At 70.8% G+C, this 17,830-nt stretch carries 22 protein-coding genes and 3 pseudogenes; 16 read left to right on the forward strand and 9 right to left on the reverse strand.

Annotation, left to right across the window (positions count from 1 at the left end):
• The first annotated feature begins 51 nt into the window (after positions 1-51).
• Positions 52-885: a PIG-L family deacetylase gene (locus C4J65_RS34145; RefSeq protein WP_115745932.1), complete on the forward strand. Its 834-nt coding sequence runs from the start codon at positions 52-54 to the stop codon at positions 883-885.
• 77 nt (positions 886-962) lie between these two features.
• On the opposite strand, the gene C4J65_RS34150 is transcribed toward C4J65_RS34145, so the two are convergent.
• A complete protein-coding gene (locus C4J65_RS34150) occupies positions 963-1,892 on the reverse strand; it encodes an endo-beta-N-acetylglucosaminidase H (protein ID WP_115745933.1) in 930 nt (309 codons plus the stop codon).
• Positions 1,893-2,008: 116 nt separating this feature from the next.
• On the opposite strand from C4J65_RS34150, the gene C4J65_RS36250 reads away from it, so the two are divergent.
• Both C4J65_RS36250 and C4J65_RS36930 read left to right on the forward strand, forming a co-directional pair.
• Positions 2,009-2,146: a hypothetical protein gene (locus C4J65_RS36250; RefSeq protein ID WP_162833489.1), complete on the forward strand. Its 138-nt coding sequence runs from the start codon at positions 2,009-2,011 to the stop codon at positions 2,144-2,146.
• Positions 2,121-2,330 (forward strand): annotated as a pseudogene (locus C4J65_RS36930) (SMI1/KNR4 family protein); the annotation flags it as partial. The gene C4J65_RS36250 and the pseudogene C4J65_RS36930, both read left to right, overlap by 26 nt.
• Positions 2,331-2,352: 22 nt before the next feature.
• On the opposite strand, the gene C4J65_RS34160 reads toward C4J65_RS36930, so the two are convergent.
• Complete coding sequence (locus tag C4J65_RS34160; protein ID WP_115745934.1) at positions 2,353-2,904, reverse strand: snapalysin family zinc-dependent metalloprotease; 552 nt, start codon at positions 2,902-2,904, stop codon at positions 2,353-2,355.
• A 159-nt stretch (positions 2,905-3,063) separates the two neighbouring features.
• Between C4J65_RS34160 and C4J65_RS34165 the strand changes: the two genes are divergently transcribed.
• The gene (locus C4J65_RS34165) at positions 3,064-3,354 is read left to right on the forward strand and encodes a hypothetical protein (protein WP_115745935.1); all 291 of its coding nucleotides are present in this window, start codon (positions 3,064-3,066) and stop codon (positions 3,352-3,354) included.
• Positions 3,355-3,414: 60 nt separating this feature from the next.
• Here C4J65_RS34165 and C4J65_RS34170 read toward each other — a convergent pair whose 3' ends face one another.
• A complete protein-coding gene (locus tag C4J65_RS34170; protein WP_162833490.1) occupies positions 3,415-4,788 on the reverse strand; it encodes a cellulase family glycosylhydrolase in 1,374 nt (457 codons plus the stop codon).
• Positions 4,789-4,937: 149 nt separating this feature from the next.
• Entirely contained in the window at positions 4,938-5,402 is a 465-nt protein-coding gene (locus C4J65_RS34175; protein ID WP_115745937.1) for an SRPBCC family protein, read from the reverse strand.
• Between the two features lie 48 nt (positions 5,403-5,450).
• On the opposite strand from C4J65_RS34175, the gene C4J65_RS34180 reads away from it, so the two are divergent.
• On the forward strand, positions 5,451-6,056 hold the full coding sequence (locus tag C4J65_RS34180; RefSeq protein WP_115746775.1) for a TetR/AcrR family transcriptional regulator: 606 nt from the start codon (positions 5,451-5,453) through the stop codon (positions 6,054-6,056).
• A gap of 248 nt (positions 6,057-6,304) precedes the next feature.
• On the opposite strand, the gene eno is transcribed toward C4J65_RS34180, so the two are convergent.
• Positions 6,305-7,609 (reverse strand): phosphopyruvate hydratase, encoded by a 1,305-nt coding sequence (eno, locus tag C4J65_RS34185; RefSeq protein WP_115745938.1) that lies wholly within the window; start codon positions 7,607-7,609, stop codon positions 6,305-6,307.
• A gap of 214 nt (positions 7,610-7,823) precedes the next feature.
• Between eno and C4J65_RS34190 the strand changes: the two genes are divergently transcribed.
• The 3 genes from C4J65_RS34190 to C4J65_RS34200 all read left to right on the forward strand — a co-directional run bounded on the left by C4J65_RS34190 (position 7,824) and on the right by C4J65_RS34200 (position 9,033).
• The gene (locus C4J65_RS34190; RefSeq protein WP_115745939.1) at positions 7,824-8,246 is read left to right on the forward strand and encodes a MarR family transcriptional regulator; all 423 of its coding nucleotides are present in this window, start codon (positions 7,824-7,826) and stop codon (positions 8,244-8,246) included.
• Between the two features lie 135 nt (positions 8,247-8,381).
• On the forward strand, positions 8,382-8,747 hold the full coding sequence (locus C4J65_RS34195; protein ID WP_115745940.1) for a VOC family protein: 366 nt from the start codon (positions 8,382-8,384) through the stop codon (positions 8,745-8,747).
• 16 nt (positions 8,748-8,763) lie between these two features.
• On the forward strand, positions 8,764-9,033 hold the full coding sequence (locus C4J65_RS34200) for a DUF1905 domain-containing protein (RefSeq protein WP_162833491.1): 270 nt from the start codon (positions 8,764-8,766) through the stop codon (positions 9,031-9,033).
• A 42-nt stretch (positions 9,034-9,075) separates the two neighbouring features.
• On the opposite strand, the gene C4J65_RS34205 is transcribed toward C4J65_RS34200, so the two are convergent.
• Complete coding sequence (locus tag C4J65_RS34205; protein ID WP_115745942.1) at positions 9,076-10,299, reverse strand: saccharopine dehydrogenase C-terminal domain-containing protein; 1,224 nt, start codon at positions 10,297-10,299, stop codon at positions 9,076-9,078.
• A 107-nt stretch (positions 10,300-10,406) separates the two neighbouring features.
• On the opposite strand from C4J65_RS34205, the gene C4J65_RS34210 reads away from it, so the two are divergent.
• From C4J65_RS34210 to C4J65_RS34220, 3 genes are all read left to right on the forward strand, one after another.
• A complete protein-coding gene (locus tag C4J65_RS34210; RefSeq protein ID WP_115745943.1) occupies positions 10,407-11,120 on the forward strand; it encodes a TetR/AcrR family transcriptional regulator in 714 nt (237 codons plus the stop codon).
• Positions 11,121-11,254: 134 nt separating this feature from the next.
• Positions 11,255-11,527: a DUF4190 domain-containing protein gene (locus C4J65_RS34215; RefSeq protein ID WP_115745944.1), complete on the forward strand. Its 273-nt coding sequence runs from the start codon at positions 11,255-11,257 to the stop codon at positions 11,525-11,527.
• A gap of 308 nt (positions 11,528-11,835) precedes the next feature.
• Positions 11,836-12,363 carry an EF-hand domain-containing protein gene (locus C4J65_RS34220; RefSeq protein WP_115745945.1) on the forward strand — a complete coding sequence of 176 codons (528 nt, stop codon included), beginning with the start codon at positions 11,836-11,838 and terminating at the stop codon, positions 12,361-12,363.
• A 77-nt stretch (positions 12,364-12,440) separates the two neighbouring features.
• On the opposite strand, the pseudogene C4J65_RS34225 reads toward C4J65_RS34220, so the two are convergent.
• A pseudogene (locus C4J65_RS34225) lies at positions 12,441-12,929 on the reverse strand (response regulator transcription factor); the annotation flags it as partial.
• Here C4J65_RS34225 and C4J65_RS34230 point away from each other — a divergent pair.
• Positions 12,930-13,151, forward strand: a pseudogene (locus C4J65_RS34230) (alpha/beta hydrolase); the annotation flags it as partial.
• Between the two features lies 1 nt (position 13,152).
• Here C4J65_RS34230 and C4J65_RS34235 read toward each other — a convergent pair.
• Positions 13,153-13,746 (reverse strand): TetR/AcrR family transcriptional regulator, encoded by a 594-nt coding sequence (locus C4J65_RS34235; protein ID WP_240330579.1) that lies wholly within the window; start codon positions 13,744-13,746, stop codon positions 13,153-13,155.
• 51 nt (positions 13,747-13,797) lie between these two features.
• Between C4J65_RS34235 and C4J65_RS34240 the strand changes: the two genes are divergently transcribed.
• Complete coding sequence (locus C4J65_RS34240; RefSeq protein WP_115745947.1) at positions 13,798-14,349, forward strand: GNAT family protein; 552 nt, start codon at positions 13,798-13,800, stop codon at positions 14,347-14,349.
• A 69-nt stretch (positions 14,350-14,418) separates the two neighbouring features.
• On the opposite strand, the gene C4J65_RS34245 is transcribed toward C4J65_RS34240, so the two are convergent.
• Positions 14,419-15,141, reverse strand: a complete 723-nt coding sequence (locus C4J65_RS34245) for a VOC family protein (RefSeq protein WP_115745948.1) — start codon at positions 15,139-15,141, stop codon at positions 14,419-14,421.
• A gap of 255 nt (positions 15,142-15,396) precedes the next feature.
• Between C4J65_RS34245 and C4J65_RS34250 the strand changes: the two genes are divergently transcribed.
• The 3 genes from C4J65_RS34250 (at position 15,397) to C4J65_RS34260 (ending at position 17,807) form a co-directional block, all read left to right on the forward strand.
• Positions 15,397-16,254, forward strand: coding sequence for an aldo/keto reductase (locus C4J65_RS34250; RefSeq protein ID WP_115745949.1), 858 nt, complete (start codon positions 15,397-15,399; stop codon positions 16,252-16,254).
• A gap of 63 nt (positions 16,255-16,317) precedes the next feature.
• Positions 16,318-17,250 (forward strand): aldo/keto reductase, encoded by a 933-nt coding sequence (locus tag C4J65_RS34255; protein ID WP_115745950.1) that lies wholly within the window; start codon positions 16,318-16,320, stop codon positions 17,248-17,250.
• Between the two features lie 47 nt (positions 17,251-17,297).
• Positions 17,298-17,807 (forward strand): 2'-5' RNA ligase family protein, encoded by a 510-nt coding sequence (locus C4J65_RS34260; protein ID WP_115745951.1) that lies wholly within the window; start codon positions 17,298-17,300, stop codon positions 17,805-17,807.
• Positions 17,808-17,830 lie beyond the last annotated feature (23 nt).

A 17,830-nucleotide genomic window follows, 5' to 3' on the forward strand; every position in this document is an offset into this window, starting at 1 on the left:
CCGCGCCCGCCGCGTCCGGAGCATGACGTATCCCAGCAGGAGGACCTTTTCATGACCGACCGACCCTTGACGCTGATGGCCGTGCACGCCCACCCCGACGACGAGGCCACGGGCACGGGCGGGGTCCTGGCGCGGTACGCGGCGGAGGGCATCCGCACGGTGCTCGTGACGTGTACCGACGGCGGTTGCGGTGACGGACCGGGAGGCGTCAAGCCGGGAGATCCCGGGCACGATCCGGCGGCCGTCGCCCTGATGCGCCGGCGGGAACTCGAGGAGAGCCGTGACGTCCTGAAGATCAGCGATCTGGAGACGCTGGACTACGCCGACTCCGGAATGATGGGCTGGCCGAGCAACGACGCCCCCGGTTCCTTCTGGCGTACCCCGGTGGAGGAAGGCGCCGCCCGCCTCGCGGAACTCATGCGGCACTACCGGCCCGACGTGGTCGTCACCTACGACGAGAACGGCTTCTATGGTCACCCCGACCACATCCAGGCCCACCGCATCACCATGGCGGCACTGGAGATGACGACGCTGACACCGAAGGTGTACTGGACGACGGCGCCCCGCTCGATGATGGGGCGTTTCGGTGAGATCATGCGTGAGTTCAACGAGGACATGCCGGAGCCGGACCCCGCCGAGGCCGCCGCGATGGCCGAGATCGGCCTCCCCGACGAAGAGATCACCACCTGGGTGGACACCACCGCGTTCAGTGGCCAGAAGTTCGACGCGCTGGCCGCCCACGCCAGTCAGGGCGAGAACATCTTCTTCCTCAGGATGGGCAAGGAGAGGTTCGGCGAGCTGATGGGCATGGAGACCTTCGTACGCGTCCGGGACACCACCGGCGCGGCCGTACCGGAGAACGACCTCTTCGCCGGACTGCGCTGACCCGCCACCCTGCGGCCGCCCTGGGGGCCGCAGGGTATCCATGACATCGTTGTCCGGTCGCGGCTCGGCGCGCCGCCCTACGGCGTGTGGACGGCCTCGCTGCCGTACAGCTCCCTGGTGAACGCGGAGACGTCGGCGCTGCGGTCGCTGCCGTCGAGGTTGTACGTCAGATAGACGCCGTATCCCTCGTCGACGGTGCGCCGGGCGAGGTCGGCGGACGTGCTCCGCGAGGTCCGGCCGATCTCGACGGCCGCCGGTGACAGCTTCGACTTGGGCAGCGCGATCCCGGGCACCTGCCAGGTGCCGTAGTACGGGTTCCAGGCGTAGTCGAAGTCGGTGGAGACGTCCACGCCGCCGTAGGAGAGGCGCGAGGCGGCCGGGCCGATGTTGTACAGGCTGATGATCTTGTCGGGCATGTTCGCTCGCAGGGCCGTCACCAGATGGACGAACGAGCTGTCGTTGGGCTGCGCGGTGCCGTTGTTGCCGTACTCGGCGTACTCGTCGTCGAAGTCGATGCCGTCGAGCCCGTACTCGGCGACCGCGTCCGAGAGTTGCTTGGCGAAGGCCGAAGCGGCCTGCTGGGACGGGAAGTTGGCGAACCCCGCCCCCTGGTGGTTGCCGAGTACCGAGAGGACGACCTTGATGCCCTTCTGCTGCAACGGCCGTATCTGTGTGGCGGCGTTGTCGAGGACGCGCTGCACGTTCTCGTTGAAGTGCAGGTACGCCGACTTCGTGCCCGTGTCGTAGTTGATGTTCGCCGCGAAGATCACGGCGACGTCGAAGACGTTGCCGCCGCCGTCGGCGAGGGTGTACTTGCCCGCGTTGAGCATGCTGTTGTTGTTCACCTCGATGTAGGCCACCGAGGTCGGTCCCTGTTTCGCGGGAGCGGGGGCCGCCGCCGCGCCGGTCGTGGTGGCCGTCGCGGTCGTGCCGAAGGCGAGGGCCGCGACCGCCGAGAGCGCGAGCGCGGCCCTGCGCACCCTGCTCCGTACCGGAGTGAACTTCATTGATCGTTCTCCCATCTCGTGACCGGCGTCCGGCCGGTCGACCGGCGCCGAGTGAAGCCCTTCGAGTCTTCCCCGACCCGGACGGCACTGTCAGTGGGTGATGGCAGCCTGGACCCATGACGGATACGACGGCGTTCGACTGGCGGCCCTTCCTGGTCGAATGGAGCGGGGAGTGGGCGGACCGCCTGCCCGAGGGGGAGATCCGAGAGCGGGGAGACACCGAGGACGCTGCGCCCGGACCAGTACTTCGGTGATCCGGGCGACGGCGCCGACGACGCGGAACGGGCGCTGCTGGCGGCGGTGGGCCGGGAGTTCGGCGTCCACCTGCCCAGGCAGGCGCTCGTGCACGGGAGGCTGCACACCTGCACCAGTCGCTCCTGGACCCGTCCACCGGGGGACGGTGAGGGGTACCTGGAAGTCCGCGTGCCCATGTGCTGACCGTGCTGATCGTCGCCGAGACTCAGTCCTCGATGAGGACGGGCACCGGTCCCGCGACCGCCGACGGCGAACCGGCCGCACCGGCGAAGTTGTCCTCGACCTCCGCTTTCTCCGCGGCGTTCGGGTACGGGTTGGTGCACGGGACGCCCGCGCTCGATCCCGACATCAGACTGGAGCACGGCCCGGGTTTGCGGTCCGGCAGCCCCAGGATGTGACCGAGTTCGTGGGACGAGATGCGTACCGTGTTGTAGCCCTCGTTCACCGCCTGACGTCCGATCCAGACGGTGCCCTTGCCCAAGGACGTGGGGAGGGCGCGCGGCCAGCCGTCGTCGGCCAGGATCCGGATGTCGGCCCGCTGTCCGGCCGAAACCGGACGCAGCTCGGCACCCTGGACACTCTCGTTCCAGATGGCCGCGCCCTGGTCCACCGCGGAGCGGAACTCCGCGGAGCCGCTTGCGTCGTAGGTGAGTACCCGGGCTGCGGCCGGTGAGCCCGCGGCCACGGCCTGGCCGCCCAGCAGTGGCAGCGACATCAGCGCCGCCGCGAGACATCCGGTCAGTGTGCGGACGTGCATGCTCGACCTCCTTGTGGGGGAGAGGAGTCGTGCTCATGACATCAATTGGCTCCCTGCCCAGGGGACGGCGCCGCCAATCAGTCAATCCGTCGGCAGCTCCTGGCCGTCGGTGACAAGGAGGCCGAGCGGGGCCGGGCGCCGTGCACGTACGATGCCCGGATGTCCGAGCCGTTGCGCACGAGCCGCCGCAGGTGGATTGCCGCGTGGGCGGTGACAGGTGCCGTCGGCCTCGTCGTCACCGCGGTGCTGAACGCCTCCTCGGCTCCGGCCCCCCGGCCCGAGGAGCCCGTCCGCGCCGTGTGCGCGGAGCGCATCGCGGGCATGGAGAAGCAACTGGCCAAGGCCAGGCGGGAGGGCGGCGGCGGGGTGCTGACGTTCTCACGGGTCAAGGGCGGTACCGAGGACGACTGCGACGAGGAACTCCGGGACCACTTCGGGGGCGGTCGGTGAGCCGCGGAACCGGAGCCGCGGCCCACCCCCTCGTGCGTCTGCTCCTCCTGCCTCGCCGCGTCAGCTCGTCGGGAAGTCGTCCGCGGTGCTGATACGGCTCTTCAGCAGCGCCCCGGACTCGGTCAGCACACCGCTGCTGCTGTAGTCGCTGCCCTCACAGGTGCCCGGTTTGAAGGCGGCGCTGCCCTCGTCCGCGTCGGAGTAGGTCCAGTTCGCGTAACTGATCTTCAGCTGGTCCAGCAGATCCAGCCAGGCGATGCTGCTCGACCGGTCCACCGCACCACCGCCGGTGGCGCTCACCGTGCCGAACTCCGAGACGAACAGGGGGAGCCGGGAGGCCGCCCGGCTCACCGTCGCCCGGTAGTTGTCCTTGTGGCTGGCGGCGTAGAAGTGGAACGCGTACATGATGTTGGTCGCGTTCACCGGGTTGTTGACCACCTCGCTCTCGTTCGCGCCGTCCGAGACGCCCAGCGAGGACCAGCCGCGGGTGCCGACGATGACGACGGCGTCCGGGTCGGCGGCCCGGATCACCGGGATGACCTGCTCGGCATAGCTCTTGATGGCCGTCCAGCTCACACCGTTGGGCTCGTTGGCGATCTCGTAGATCACGTTCTTCTTGTCCGCGTTGCGGGCGGCGACGGAGGAGAAGAACGTCTTGGCGCGGTCGAGGTTGTAGTTCGGGTCGCCCGGCGTCAGCGTGTGGAAGTCGATCACCGCGTACATGTCGCGGGCCTCGGCCATGTCGACCAGGCCGTTCACCCGGCTGGTGAAGCCTGCCGGGTCGGTCTCGTAGCCGTCCTCCTGCACGTACATGGCGATGCGGAGCAGGTCCGACTTCCAGTCCTTCGCCAGGGCGTCCAGGGACGTGTCGCCGTAGCACGGGCCGAACCACTGGATGCCGTGCGTGCTCATGCCGCGGAGCTGAATCGGGCGGTCGTACTGATTGCACAGATGCACACCGCAGACGTGCAGCTGGCCGTTGACGCCGACCGGTGTTCCGGTCGCGGGCGGGTCCGTCGGCGGATCGGTGACGGACCCGGCGCAGGTCACGCCATTGAGGGTGAAGGACGCGGGCGCGGGATTGGGCCCCGTGAAGGACCCCACGAACCCGAGGTCGGCCGACGCGCCCGTGGACAGGGTGCGGTTCCAGTCGACGCTGTCGGCGGTGACCGTGGCGCCCGACTGCGACCAGGCCGCGTTCCAGCCCTGGACGACTCGCTGCCCGGCGTCCGGCATCGTGAACCCGAGCGTCCATCCGTTGACGGGATCACCCAGGTTGGTGACCTTCACCCCGGCCTGGAAGCCGCCCTCCCACTGGCTGGTGATGGTGTACTCGGCCTTGCAGCCGGTGGCGGCCTGCGCCTGGGGGCCGGCGAGCGCTGTCAGGCCGACGATCGATACGCCGGTCGCGAGCAGGGCCAAAAGGCGTTTCAAAGCGTTCCTCCTCGTACGAAGCGGACACGATGCGATGGGAGCGCTCCCAAAGCCCATCGGCCCGAGACCGTACACCCGTACGCCGGTGCGCGACAGGTGCCGGAACGCCGAACTCCCCGCCCGTGAGGCGCAGTCGGCCCCCGCTGCCGTCAGGTGCCGGTGGCGGACACGTGGTGGGCCAGCTCCTCGGCCAGGCGCCGCATGACCGTGCGGTTGGCGCGCCGCATCGTCACCCGTACGACGGGACCGAGCAGCCGGTCGGTGAGCGGGGCGCGTACCCAGGCGTAGGTGAACGAGACGCGGGCCCCGCCGGTTGGCAGCGCTTCGACGTCGTAGGTTCCGTGGGCCACGCGCCGGCCCGCGGCGCTGATGTTCCGTTCCACGATGCGTCGTGGCGCCTCGGCCTCGACGACCTCGATGTCGACGTCGGTCGTCCTGCCGCCCAGCGTGGCGGTGACGGCGGCGCGCGAGCCGATGCCGCGGGCGGGGCCGCTGCAGCGCCAGTCGGAGAGGTAGTGATGCGTGAATCGCTCGTGGTGCGCCATGACGTCGAGGAAGTCGTAGACCTGCTCGGGCGTCTGGGGCACGGCGATGGACACGGTGACAGGCTTCATGTACCACACGGTACACACGAGATGTACCACTTGGTACACTCGCTGTCCATGACACGGGACGATCCGCAGCCGGCGTCGGGCACCGCCCGAGGGACGCCGGGAGACCGGCGCGCGCGGTTGGTGGAGGCCGCCGTCGACCACGTCGCGGCGCACGGCATCGCCGACCTCAGCCTGCGCCGGCTGGGTGCCGCGATCGGCGTCAGTCATCGCATGCTGATCCACTACTTCGGATCCAGGGAGCAGCTGCTCGTCGAGATCGTCCGGGCGTCGGAGCGACGCCAGCGCGCGTTGCTGGCACGGCTTCGCGCCGAGCCCGGTCGCTCGCCCGCCGACACCGCGCGGCAGCTGTGGCGGCGGTTGACGGATCCCGAAGTGGCCGGTCAGGAGCGGCTGTTCTTCGAGATCTGCGGGCAGGCGCTGCGCGGCCGCCCCGAGGCCGCCCCGATCCTCGAAGGGCTCGTGGGGGACTGGCTGGAGCCGCTCGTGCGTGCCGAGGTCGAGGCCGGTGCGTCGCCGGACGAGGCCCGCGACCGCGCCAGGCTGGGGCTCGCGACCGTCCGCGGCCTGCTGCTCGACCTGCTCGCCACGGGTGACCGTGCCGGAGTCGACTCGGCGATGGAGGAGTTCCTCCGGCTCTACTACGGCCCCGGGTGACGGAGTTGCCGCGGCCGTGCGGTTGCTGACGGCCGTGTGCGCCGCCTCGGTGACCCCGTCCATCGGCCCGCCTGCTGACCCGCGGAGAGAGGCTGCGGGCGCTCGTGCCCGCGCGGCCTGGATCTCCACACCGTCGAAAGCCCCTGCTCGGCGCGCTGGGCCGTCACGGCGGACGGCCCACCTGCCGGTGATGAGCAGCCCGGTCACCGCGCCTCCGGGGCGCCGCGGCGGCCCGCTCCGGTCGCGGCTCAGATCCGGCGCAGTGCGGAACTGCCCGCGAACCGTGCCGAGTCGCCCAGTTCCTCCTCGATCCGGATGAGCTGGTTGTACTTCGCCGTGCGGTCGGAGCGGGAGAGCGAGCCGGTCTTGATCTGACCGCAGCCGGTCGCCACCGCGAGATCCGCGATGGTGGTGTCCTCCGTCTCGCCGGAGCGGTGCGACATGACGACGGTCCAGCCCGCTTCGTGCGCCGTGGCCACGGTCGCCAGTGCCTCGGTCAGGGTTCCGATCTGATTGACCTTGACCAGGACCGAGTTGCCGACGCCGGTACGGATGCCCTCGCGCACGAGCGTCTCGTTGGTGCAGAACACGTCGTCGCCGGTGAGCTGGCAGCGGTCGCCGACGCGCCCGGTCAGCATGCGCCAGCCGTCCAGGTCGTCCTCCGCCATCGGGTCCTCGACGGAGACGACCGGGTAGGCGTCGATGAGCTCGGCCAGGTAGTCGGCGTGCTCGGCGGGGGTCCGACGCACTCCCTCGCCCGCGTAGTCGTACACGCCGTCGCGGAAGAACTCCGACGACGCCGGGTCCATGACCAGGCCGATGTCCGGGCCGGCGCGGTACCCGGTGCGCTCGATGGCGGTCACCACGAAGTCGAGGGCCTCCTCGGCGGTGCGCAGTGCGGGCGCGAAGCCGCCCTCGTCGCCCACGCCGGTGGAGTGCCCGGCGGCCAGCAGATCGCGGCGCAGGGTGTGGAAGACCTCGCTGCCCATGCGGACGGCTTCGGCGAACGTGTCCGCGCCCACGGGCACGATCATGAACTCCTGGAAGTCCAGCGGATTGTCGGCGTGGGCACCGCCGTTGACGATGTTCATCATCGGCAGCGGCAGAAGGTGCGCGTCGGTGCCGCCCAGGTATCGGTAGAGGGGCTGGCGGCGGGACGCCGCGGCGGCCTTGGCGGCGGCGAGGGAGACGCCGAGGATCGCGTTGGCGCCGAGCCGGGACTTCGTGGCGGTGCCGTCGAGGGCGATCAGTGCGGCGTCGAGACCCGCCTGGTCCGCCGCGTCGCGGCCGTGGACGGACGCCGCGATCTCCCCGTTCACATGAGCCACCGCGCGGTCGACGCCCTTGCCGTGCCAGCGGGCGGAGTCTTCGTCGCGCAGCTCCACCGCCTCCCGGGCGCCGGTGGAGGCGCCGGACGGGACGGCCGCCCGCCCCAGGGACCCGTCTTCCAGGACGACGTCGACCTCGACCGTGGGGTTGCCGCGGCTGTCGATGATCCGGCGGGCGGTGACGGTCTCGATCGCCGCGGCGCGTTCGACTGCTGTTGCGGACATGGGAGTTCCTTCCCGTTGTCGGTGCCGTGACCCGCTGCGGCAACGCTGGCGCGGAGCCCGGCAGGACCAGACTCTACAGCAATGCTGTTCAGTTTGGCTGAGCAGCATTGCTGTAGAGCCTGGCCTGTGCAGATGCGCTGTGCGGATGTGCTGTGCGGACGGGCTGTGCAGGCCAGGTGAACAGCTTTGCTGGTCAGCGGGGGTAAAATGCCCCATGCCCTCCCCGGAAGCCGCCGCCGTCGCCGCCGAACTGCGCACCGCGATGAGCAAGCTCACCCGACGCGTCAAGCACGAGGACCGCATCCCGTTGGGCCAGGTCGCCGTGCTCGGCGCCCTCGACCGCGACGGCGCCATGACCACCAGTGAACTCGCCGCCGATCAGCGCGTACGTCCCCAGTCGATGGCGCGGGCAGTGGGCCTTCTACTGGAACAGAACCTGGTCACCCGACGGGCGCACCCCACGGACGGCCGCAAGGCGCTGGTCGAGCTGTCGGAGGCGGGCCGCACCGCGCTGGAGGCGGAGCGTGGCCGCAGGGTCGGCTGGCTCGCGCGGGCCATCGAGGAAGAACTCACGGACAGGGAGCGGGCGTTGCTGGCGGAGAGTGCCGCCCTGCTCGAACGGCTGGCCACGCGCTGACGCCGTCTCGGTGGGCCGGGGCACCGCTCGGCCCAGGTCTCGTCGGCCGGCGTCGGTCCTCGGGGCCACCGATGAGTCTTCCCGCCCGCCTCCGTCCTCCCTGGTGACCGAAGGCCGAGGCAGTGGAGGCAGCAAATGAGCAGGACCACCCGCATCACTCACGTGGCGACGGTCGGGATCCGCGTCGCCGACCAGCGCAAGGCAACCGAGTTCTATGTGGGCGAGCTCGGCTTCGAAGTGCGCCGGGACGTACCGTTCGGCGGTGGACGCTGGATCGAGGTGGCCCCACCAGGGGCGACGACGACCGTGGCCCTCGTGCCCGAAGGGATCCCGGCCGGCATCCGGCTCGCCACCCGGGACGCCGACGCCGACCACGCGGACCTGCGCGCACGCGGCGTCGACGTGGACGCGGAGGTCCTGCGGACGGGACCCGGAGTGCCGCACATGTTCGCCGTACGTGCCCCGGACGTCAATGACCTCATTGTCGTCGCAAGCTCCTGAACGGGCGGTGTCGACGATGGACAGGCAGTTCACCGCAACCTTGCTGAAGAGCCCGGCCAAGGGCGGCTGGACCTACGTCGTCTGGCCCGAGTCGGTCGAGTACTTCGGCACCCGCGGCCTGGTGAAGGTCCGGGGCACGATCGACGGTCACCCCTTCCGGGGTTCCTTCATGGCCCTGGGCGACGGCAGGCACAAACTGCCCGTGCGGGCGGACGTGCGCAAGGCGATCGGCAAGGAAGAAGGAGACACCGTGACCGTCCGCCTGGTGGAGCGGTCGGGCGCCTAGCGCGCCCGCGCCGGCCGCCTTAGGCACCGTGACCAATACCGCTCACCCCTGTTCGCGCAGTCCCCAGGGCGACCCGTACTCGGTGAGCAGGTCGAGGAACGGCCGGGCGGGCAGCGCCTCGGGACCGAGGACACCTGCGCCGGACCAGGCCCCGGTGGAGACCAGTTCGAGGGCGACGACCGGGTTGACGGCCGTCTGCCAGACGACGGCCTGTGACCCGTACTCGCGCATGGACCACTGATTGTCGACCACGTGGTACAGGTAGACCTCGCGGGCCTCGCCGTCCTTGGTGCCCCTGACCCAGGTGCCCGCGCAGGTCTTCCCGGTCATCCTCTCGCCCAGGGTCGCGGGGTCGGGAAGGCAGGCGGCGACCACGTCACGCGGGGAGACCCGCACCGGTCCGTCCTCGCCCGGCACGGTGACCCTGGCTGTCGAGTCCAGCCCCAGCTCGTGGAGGGTCTTGAGCCGGGCGATGAAATCGTCGCCGAGGCCGTACTTGAAGGTGACTCGCCGGGCGTCCAGCCAGCGGGGGATCAGCAGCACCTCCTCGTGCTCCACGTTCACGCACTCCACCGGCCCGATCCCGTCGGGAAAGTCGAACACCTCCGGTTCACTGAAGGGAGCGGTGGTGAACCAGCCACGATCCTTCTCATAGACCACCGGCGGGTTCAGACACTCCTCGATCGTGGTCCAGATGCTGAAGGAGGGGGCGAACTCGTAGCCCTCCACGGTGAGGTCGGCACCGTCGCGGACGCCGATCTCCTCGATCTCGTCGAAGAGTTCGTCCGCGGCGTACCGGGCGAAGACGTCGGACAGACCTGGCTCCACCCCCATCCCCACCAGAGCCATGCGCCCCGACTCCGCCCAGCGCCCGGCCAGTTCGAACTGCGCGTCGCCGAGCTTCACCCCGCACTCCTCGTACGGACGGGAGACGTGCGGAGCGGACAGCGACATGGCCATGTCCAGGTAGTGGACCCCGGCGGCGAGGGCCGCCCGGAACAGGGGCATCACGAACCGCGGATCGGTCGCGTTGAGCAGGAGGTCGCACCGGTGTTCCACGAGCGCCGTCCGCACCGCGGCCTCGTCGGAGGCGTCGAGGCGAAGGGCACTGAACCGCTCACCCCGTCCCGTCAGCGCGTCGACCGCCGCACGCGCGCGGGAGTGGTCGTAGTCGGCCACGACCATGTGGGTCAGGAACTTCCGGCGGGCCACGATCCGGGTGACGGCCGTGCCGACACCGCCCGCGCCGACGAGGAGGACGCGCATGACAGAGACCTTTCGTGCGGGAGGCCGCTGCCTCCGGAGCGACCCCGATGCAACAGGACCCGCCGTTGTAAGGTCAACCGTGTTGGCATAAGGACGGGAGCGGGCGGATGCCGAAGAAGGTGGTGCCCGAGGAGGCGCGACGCAGGCGCAGGCCGACGCGGCAGGGCGCGGTGCTCTCGGAGGGCCTGATCGTGCGGACCGCGCTGCGGATGCTGCGCGAGCACGGCACCGGCGGACTGACCGCCCGGCGTCTGGGCGCGGCACTGGGGGCGGACCCGAGCACCCTGTACCGCTACTTCGCCGGCATGGACGACCTGGCACGGGCCGTGGGCAACGAGCTGATGGGGCGGGCCCTGGACGGGTGGACGGCGCGGGGCGACTGGCGCGCGGACCTCCGCTCCCTCGGTCTCGCCCTGCACTCCTCGTACCTCGCCCATCCCCAGGCGGCCGTGCTCACCGCCAGCCGGGTGAGCGGACGGCCGCGCGAGATCGCCGTGGACGAGGCGATCCTCGGTCTCCTGCGGGGCGCCGGGCTGACCGATCGGGCCACGGTCCGCTTTTACCACGCGTTCATCGACCTGGTCCTCGCCTTCGCGGCGCTCGACGCGGGTTCACTGGTTCTTCCGGAAGAAGCCCGCAGGGCCGACGAGGACATGTGGGGAACCACCTATGCCCGGCTGCCCGCCGCGACCCACCCGAACATCGCCGCGACCGCCGGCCGGCTCGCGGCCCGCATGCCGCACAGCGCCTACCCCGTGGTCCTGGACACCCTGCTGGACGGCATCGCCGCCGAACTGACCGGGACGGCACCGGAGATGTGAAGTCGCAGAGGTCCAGCGTGCTGCGCTCCGGGCGGCCTCGCAGTGACGATCCGTAGGTATGAATCGACACCGAGCGGCAACTCGAAGGTTACGCAGGGAGATACCCACTGATCCACGACAGTCCGGGAGAAAGCATGGCGACCTACAGCAGAACAGGAACCCGAAAGGGCGGCAGGACCAGCGGACTGGCGATCGCCGGACTGGTCTGCGGCATCGTCGGGCTTTTCGTCCTGCCCATCGTCCTGGGCCCGCTCGCGATCGTCTTCGGTGCCGTGGCGCTGCGGCAGACCGGATCCACCATGGCAAAGTGGGCACTCGGCCTCGGAGTGGTCGACGTCCTGCTCATGATCGTGATGTTCGCCGTGGCGGCGAACAACGGCGGCAGCTTCTCCTGGCACATCGGCTGACACAGCTCGACCGGCCGTTCACCACGGTGCCCGCACAGCTTCCCGCAAGCGGTGCGGGCACCGTGCTGCGCGACGCGGCCGCGGCCTGGTGGCGAACCCGGCTCGGCTGCTCGTCACCGACGAGGACCGGAAGTCGCGTCCAGGGCAACGGCGTTTCATGCAACGGCCGCGTGGTTTCCGCCCGTTCGTGTGCTCCCGGCCGCTTTCGCCGACGCGGCGGTGGCAGCGGACCGATAGTGGACGAGCCGCCGGAGATGATGCCGGCGCACTCCGCCGCAAGCCGTCCATCCGAAAGTCCGAGGTGCACCATGACGCCCACCAGCGAGGCGACGGATCGCGTCCAGTTGGTCTTCTCCCTCTTCGACGCCGACGGGAACGGCTACCTGGAGCAGGCCGATTTCGACCTCATGGGCGACCGCGTCACGGCGGCCGTGCCGGCGGCCCGCGACGCGGTGAAGGAGCGGCTCACCGCGTCCTTCGGCGGCTACTGGGACACGCTCCGGACCGAGTTGGACGCCAACGGCGACGGGCGGATCAGTCCCGAGGAGTTCACCTCCGTCGTCCTGGACCCGCAGCGCTTCGACACCGCCGTGGACGAGTTCGCCGAGGCGCTGGCCGCGATGGGGGACCCGGAGGGCGACGGCCTCGTCGCACGTCCCGAGTTCGTCGCGCTGATGATCGCCATCGGTTTCGAACGGCGCAACATCGAGACGCTGTTCGACGCCTTCGAGCCGGACGACGGCGACCGGATCCGGGCGGCCACCTGGGCGGACGGCATCAGGGACTACTACCGGCCCGAGAAGTCCGGCATCCCCGGTGACCACCTGACCACCTGACCACCTGACCGCCTGACTACCGGCCTCTCCGGCTGACCGGCGGCGGGCCGGACAGGAGCCGGAGCCGGTCCCCATGATCACCCGCTGTCTGAAGGGCGATCAGTAGCACGCCAACGGGTCGAGTAACCCGCGTCGCGGACCAGGAGCGCGATCTGGACCCGGTTCTCGACCCCCAGCTTGGCGAACAGACTGCCGGTGTGCCCCTTGACCGTCGCGACGGTGATGCGCAGCCGCTCGGCGATCTCCGGGTTGCCCAGCCCGTCCGCGACGGCCCGGGCGGTCTCCCACTCCCGTTCCGTCAGCACGGACAGCCGTTCGCGCGCGCCCTCGCGGGTGCGGTCCCGGCTGTGTGAGGAGTCCGGGCCCGTGGCCGCGGCGATCACTCGCGCCGTTGCCGCCGGGGACAGCGCCGGATGGCCGTCCGCGACGGTCCGCACCGCGTCGAGGATGCGCGGTGGAGGGGTGTCCTTGAGGACGAAGCCGAGCGCCCCGGCACGCAGCGCCCCGAGCACGAGGTCGTCGGAGTCGAAGGTGGTCAGCATCAGCACCCGTGGCGGCGCGGGCCGGTGCTGCAGAACGAACGCGACCCGGGCACGCCGCTGGCCGGCGCCAGGGAACTGCGGCGCGCCTTCGGCGGGCGGGCCACGATGGTGACCGCCGACCAGGGCGGCCACGGTGTCTATCCGTACGGTCGCAACACCTGCGCCAACGATGCGGCGACGAGGTTCCTCACCACCGGAGAACGCCCCGCGCGGGACCTCGCCTGCGCGGCGCGACCGAGCGAGTGAACTACCCCGCCCCGGCGGCCAGGGCGGCCAGGTAGTCGTCCAGCAGCTCGACCTGCCGCCGCGGCGTGAACGTCACCGGGTCGAACAGGGCTTGGACCACCAGCCCGAGCACGAACGACTGCGCGGCGGCCGCGACCTGCGCGGGGTCGCCCGGGGCCAGTTCGCCGCGTTCCTGCGCCGCGACCACCCGGGCGCGCAGCCTTTCACGGCCCTCGGCGTACTTGCGGGCGTAGTCGGTGCTCAGGGCCGGGTCGGAGAGCGCGGCGTCCCAGGAGGAGACCCAGACGCGGTTGCTGTCCGTGGCCTCGGGGGTCAGCGGCAGGATGTCCAGCAGGGCGTCCCTGAGGGTGGCCGGGCCCCGGCCCCCGCCGCGGCGGGGGCGGGAGAGGGTGCGCTGTTCGAGCAGGTCGAGGGCGTAGGCGACCAGGGCGCGCTTGGTGGGGAAGTAGTGGGTGAGCAGGCCCGTGGTCGCGCCGAGTTCGGCGGCCACGGCACGCAGGGTCAGGCCCGCGAAGCCGCGGGTGGCCATGACCTGCCAGACCGCCGCGGAGACGTCCTGCCGCCGGGCCTCGTGATCTCCCTTGGTGCGTGGCATGCCGCCACGGTACATTGTCATAACAGTTGTTGTGCAAACGGGGAGACTCTCATGTTCTCGGTGTCGCTGGGTGGCGCTGCTCGACTCGGTCCGCTGGAGGTGTGGCAGGCCGAGGAGTTCGCGGGGCATCTGGACCGGGCTCGTGAGCACATCCGCCCCTGGGTCGGGCCCGGCTTCGTCACCCGCGACACCGACGGAGCGCGGGCCACCCTCGAGCGGTATGCCGCACGCCAGGCCGCCGACGGCGCCCGTCTGTACGGCCTGTGGAGCGAGGAAGTACTGGTCGGAGGCGTGATGTTCACCCAGTTCGACGCGGCCTTCGGCAACTGCGAGATCGGCTGCTGGCTGGAGCCGTCGGCCGAGGGCCGGGGGCTGATCACGCGGGCCTGCGGACTGCTGCTGGACTGGGCCTTCACGGTTCGAGGGCTGCACCGGGCCGAATGGCACTGCCGGGCGGACAACGACCGCAGTGCCGCGGTGGCCGAGAGACTCGGCATGACACTCGAAGGAGTGCGACGCGAGGCGTGGCCGTACGAGGGTGTGCGCCACGACAAGCAGGTCTGGGCGATCCTGGCCGCCGACCGGCGGTCAGGGGCGCAGTAGGCGGGCGACGGCGGACGACGGACGGCGGTGCCAAGCCGTCCGCGCCGTGGGATGCTGGGCACCGGGTTTTCAGCCGACGTGTGTCACCGTGAACTCGTTGCCGTCCGGGTCGAGCAGGAACGCCCGGCCGCCAGCCCCCTCATCGGCGGCGGAGCGCGTCGCGCCGAGCGAGAGCAGGCGGGCGGTCTCCGCCTCGAAGTCGGCGTCGGCGGGCAGCGCGAGCTCGAGGTGGAGCCGGTTGGCGCCGGACTTCGGCGCCACCGGGGGACCGCCCCAGGTGATCTTCGTGCCGCCGGCCGGGGACTGGATCGCGGTCTCCTGGTCCTGGTCCCACACCAGCGGCCAGCCCAGGGCCGCACTCCAGAAGTAGCCGACCTCCTGGGTGCCGTCGCAGGCCAGCGCTCCGACGGCGCCGGTGCCGGCGAGGAAGTTGTTGCCCGCCTCGATGACGCAGAACTCGTTCCCGTCCGGGTCGGCGAGCACCACGTGCCCCTCCTCCGGGAGCTGGCCCACGTCGATGTGTTTTCCGCCCAGTCGCAGCGCCCTGGCCACCGTCGCCCGCTGGTCCTCCGGGGACGCGCTCGTGAGGTCGAAGTGTGCCCGGTTCTGTCCGGTCTTCGGCTCCGGGCTCGGCAGGAACCGAATGCGGTACCCGGCGCCGTCAGGAGGCAGGACCGCGAGGTCGTCGTCCGCGCCGCCGGACAGCTCCCAGCCCAGGACCCCGGACCAGAATCGCGCCAGGTCCAAGGGCACGGAGGTGTTGAAGCAGATCGCGAACAGTTGACTGGTCATACGCCGTGCAACCCCGATTTCATGACGTGGTTTCGCCCGTCCCGTGGCCGCAGCCTAGGGGTGGCCGCGCCGGCCCCGCATCCGGGTTTCCGGAGCGGGAGTGGGAGAGGGTGAGACGTGCCCCCCATTCACGTCCCGTACTTCTGAATCCAAGAAACCAGAGCTGTTGGATTTCTGGATCAGCGGTTCCTAGAGTGAGCGCGGGGGACTCGCGCGGCACCCGCGCTCACGAGAGCGTCCAGGACGAGGAGATCCATGCAGCAGCGCACCATCGGCGACCGGGCCGTCTCCGCGATCGGTCTCGGCGGGATGCCGATGTCGATCGAAGGCCGCCCGGACCCGGAGCGGTCGATCGCCACCATCCACGCCGCGCTCGACGCCGGCGTCACCCTCATCGACACGGCCGACTCCTACCACCGCGACGCGAACGAGGTGGGCCACAACGAGGAACTCGTCGCCCGCGCGCTGCGCGCGTACGGTGCGGGCGCCGCCGACGTCCTCGTCGCCACCAAGGGCGGCCACCTGCGTCCCGGTGACGGCACGTGGACGCGCAACGGGGACCCCGAGTACCTCAAGCGCGCGGCCAGGGAGTCCGCCCGTCGGCTCGGCGTCGACGCGATCGGCCTCTACCAGTTCCACCGCCCCGACCCCGCCGTCCCGTACGCCGACTCGGTCGGTGCCCTCCGTGAGCTGCTCGACGAGGGCGTCATCCGGATGGCCGGGATCTCGAACGCCGGCATCGCGCAGATCGACGAGGCCCGCCAAGTCCTCGGCGGGCGGCTCGTGTCGGTGCAGAACCAGTTCTCGCCCGCGTTCCGCTCCAGCCGGTCCGAACTCGAACACTGCGCCGGGCTCGGTATCGCGTTCCTGCCGTGGAGCCCGCTCGGCGGCATCGCCAACGCCAAGGACCTGGCAGCACGACACGGCGTGTTCCAGCAGGTCGCCGACGAGACCGGCACCAGTGTCCACCGGGTCGCGCTCGCCTGGCAGCTCGCGCTCGCACCGGTGGTGATCCCGATCCCCGGCGCCTCGCGCCCCGCGAGCATCCGCGACTCCGCCGCGGCGGCAGACCTCGAACTCACCGCCGACCAGGTCGCGCTCCTGTCCACCTGACCGGCCTCCGTCCGATCCGTCTCCTGATCCGTTGATCCCTCCGAGCCACAGCGAAAGAGCCGCATGAAGACCTTCACCCTGCCCGGCACGGACATGGTCGTGCCCAACGTCGTCCTCGGCCTGATGCGCATCCAGGACATGAACGACGACGAAGTGCGCACACTCGTGCACACCGCACGCGACGCCGGCATCACCTTCCTCGACCACGCGGACGTGTACGGCTCGGGCAGTCACGGCTGCGAGCGCCGTTTCGCGCAGGCCATGAAACTCGGCTCCTCGGAGCGCGAGCAGTTCGTCATCCAGACCAAGGCCGGCATCGTCAAGGACGGCCCGTACTTCGACTTCTCCCACCAGCACCTCGTGGAGTCGGTGAACGGCTCGCTGGAGGCACTGGGCACGGACTACCTCGACATCCTGCTGCTGCACCGTCCCGACGCGCTCGTCGAACCGGAGGAAGTGGCCCGCGCCTTCGACGAGTTGTCCGCGGCGGGCAAGGTGCGCGCCTTCGGCGTCTCCAACCAGACGCCGCGCCAGCTCGACCTGTTGCGCAAGTACGTGACGCAGCCGATCGTCGCGAACCAGCTCCAGCTCTCGATCACGCACGCACCGATGATCGCCCAGGGCATCGCCGCGAACATGCAGGGTCTCGACCAGTCGGTCGTGCGCGACGACGGAATCGTCGACTACTGCCGACTGCACGACATCACCGTCCAGGCGTGGTCGCCGTTCCAGGCCGGGTTCTTCGACGGCCCGTTCCTCGGCTCGCCCCGCTACCCCGAGCTGAACGCGGTGGTCGACCGGCTGAGCGAGAAGTACGGCGTGCCGGCCGAGGCGATCGCCGTCGCCTGGATCACCCGCCACCCCGCGCGGATGCAGGTCGTGCTCGGCACCACCACGCCGGAGCGCGTCGAGGCGGCCGCGCTCGGCTCGGACCTCCCGCTCACCCGGCCCGAGTGGTACGAACTGTTCCGCGCCGCCGGCTACACGGTGCCGTAACCGACGGCACAGCCACCGGGGGCCGACGAGGTGCGGGGAGGAACGAGGTGGACCGGACGGGAACGACGGCCGTCCTGGCGCTGTTGCCGGACGCCGAGCCGCTGCTGGAGTCGGCCGCCTCGGTGGACGGGTCGGCGGTGCGACCGGGCTTGCCCGCACACGCCGCCCTGCTCTATCCCTGGCTGCCCGCCCACGAGGTGGGAGCGCCGGAGCTGGACCGGCTGCGGGCCGCCCTACCGCTCGGCCCGGTCCCCGTCAGGCTGGCCACGGTCGAACGAACCGGCGGGTTCGTCGGCGTCCCGGTGCCCGGACTGAGCCGGGTGGCCGACGCCGTTCGTACGGCATTTCCGGCGCAGGTGCCCTACGGCGGCCGGTTCGGCCCCCGCCCCCAGGTACACGTCACCGTGGCCCTGGACGCGGCACCGCACGCCGCCGCCGACATCGCCCGCCGTACCGCCGCCGCCCTGCCGATCACCACGGCGGTCAACACCCTGCACGTGGTCGGCCTCGCCCGGACGGGTTGGCAGGGTCTCGCGGAACTGTCGCTCAGTCGCTAGCGCTGCAACCGGCAACCGGCAAG

It is taken from the genome of Streptomyces sp. CB09001 (assembly GCF_003369795.1).
Lineage (GTDB): Bacteria > Actinomycetota > Actinomycetes > Streptomycetales > Streptomycetaceae > Streptomyces.

What these genes read in the sequence shown, in the direction of transcription:
- C4J65_RS34145 (WP_115745932.1), top strand. Translation starts at nt 52, where the DNA reads ATGACCGACCGACCCTTGACGCTGATGGCCGTGCACGCCCACCCCGAC.
- C4J65_RS34150 (WP_115745933.1), bottom strand. Translation starts at nt 1,892, where the DNA reads ATGAAGTTCACTCCGGTACGGAGCAGGGTGCGCAGGGCCGCGCTCGCG.
- C4J65_RS36250 (WP_162833489.1), top strand. Translation starts at nt 2,009, where the DNA reads ATGACGGATACGACGGCGTTCGACTGGCGGCCCTTCCTGGTCGAATGG.
- C4J65_RS34160 (WP_115745934.1), bottom strand. Translation starts at nt 2,904, where the DNA reads ATGCACGTCCGCACACTGACCGGATGTCTCGCGGCGGCGCTGATGTCG.
- C4J65_RS34165 (WP_115745935.1), top strand. Translation starts at nt 3,064, where the DNA reads ATGTCCGAGCCGTTGCGCACGAGCCGCCGCAGGTGGATTGCCGCGTGG.
- C4J65_RS34175 (WP_115745937.1), bottom strand. Translation starts at nt 5,402, where the DNA reads ATGAAGCCTGTCACCGTGTCCATCGCCGTGCCCCAGACGCCCGAGCAG.
- C4J65_RS34180 (WP_115746775.1), top strand. Translation starts at nt 5,451, where the DNA reads ATGACACGGGACGATCCGCAGCCGGCGTCGGGCACCGCCCGAGGGACG.
- eno (WP_115745938.1), bottom strand. Translation starts at nt 7,609, where the DNA reads ATGTCCGCAACAGCAGTCGAACGCGCCGCGGCGATCGAGACCGTCACC.
- C4J65_RS34190 (WP_115745939.1), top strand. Translation starts at nt 7,824, where the DNA reads ATGCCCTCCCCGGAAGCCGCCGCCGTCGCCGCCGAACTGCGCACCGCG.
- C4J65_RS34195 (WP_115745940.1), top strand. Translation starts at nt 8,382, where the DNA reads ATGAGCAGGACCACCCGCATCACTCACGTGGCGACGGTCGGGATCCGC.
- C4J65_RS34200 (WP_162833491.1), top strand. Translation starts at nt 8,764, where the DNA reads ATGGACAGGCAGTTCACCGCAACCTTGCTGAAGAGCCCGGCCAAGGGC.
- C4J65_RS34205 (WP_115745942.1), bottom strand. Translation starts at nt 10,299, where the DNA reads ATGCGCGTCCTCCTCGTCGGCGCGGGCGGTGTCGGCACGGCCGTCACC.
- C4J65_RS34210 (WP_115745943.1), top strand. Translation starts at nt 10,407, where the DNA reads ATGCCGAAGAAGGTGGTGCCCGAGGAGGCGCGACGCAGGCGCAGGCCG.
- C4J65_RS34215 (WP_115745944.1), top strand. Translation starts at nt 11,255, where the DNA reads ATGGCGACCTACAGCAGAACAGGAACCCGAAAGGGCGGCAGGACCAGC.
- C4J65_RS34220 (WP_115745945.1), top strand. Translation starts at nt 11,836, where the DNA reads ATGACGCCCACCAGCGAGGCGACGGATCGCGTCCAGTTGGTCTTCTCC.
- C4J65_RS34235 (WP_240330579.1), bottom strand. Translation starts at nt 13,746, where the DNA reads ATGCCACGCACCAAGGGAGATCACGAGGCCCGGCGGCAGGACGTCTCC.
- C4J65_RS34240 (WP_115745947.1), top strand. Translation starts at nt 13,798, where the DNA reads ATGTTCTCGGTGTCGCTGGGTGGCGCTGCTCGACTCGGTCCGCTGGAG.
- C4J65_RS34245 (WP_115745948.1), bottom strand. Translation starts at nt 15,141, where the DNA reads ATGACCAGTCAACTGTTCGCGATCTGCTTCAACACCTCCGTGCCCTTG.
- C4J65_RS34250 (WP_115745949.1), top strand. Translation starts at nt 15,397, where the DNA reads ATGCAGCAGCGCACCATCGGCGACCGGGCCGTCTCCGCGATCGGTCTC.
- C4J65_RS34255 (WP_115745950.1), top strand. Translation starts at nt 16,318, where the DNA reads ATGAAGACCTTCACCCTGCCCGGCACGGACATGGTCGTGCCCAACGTC.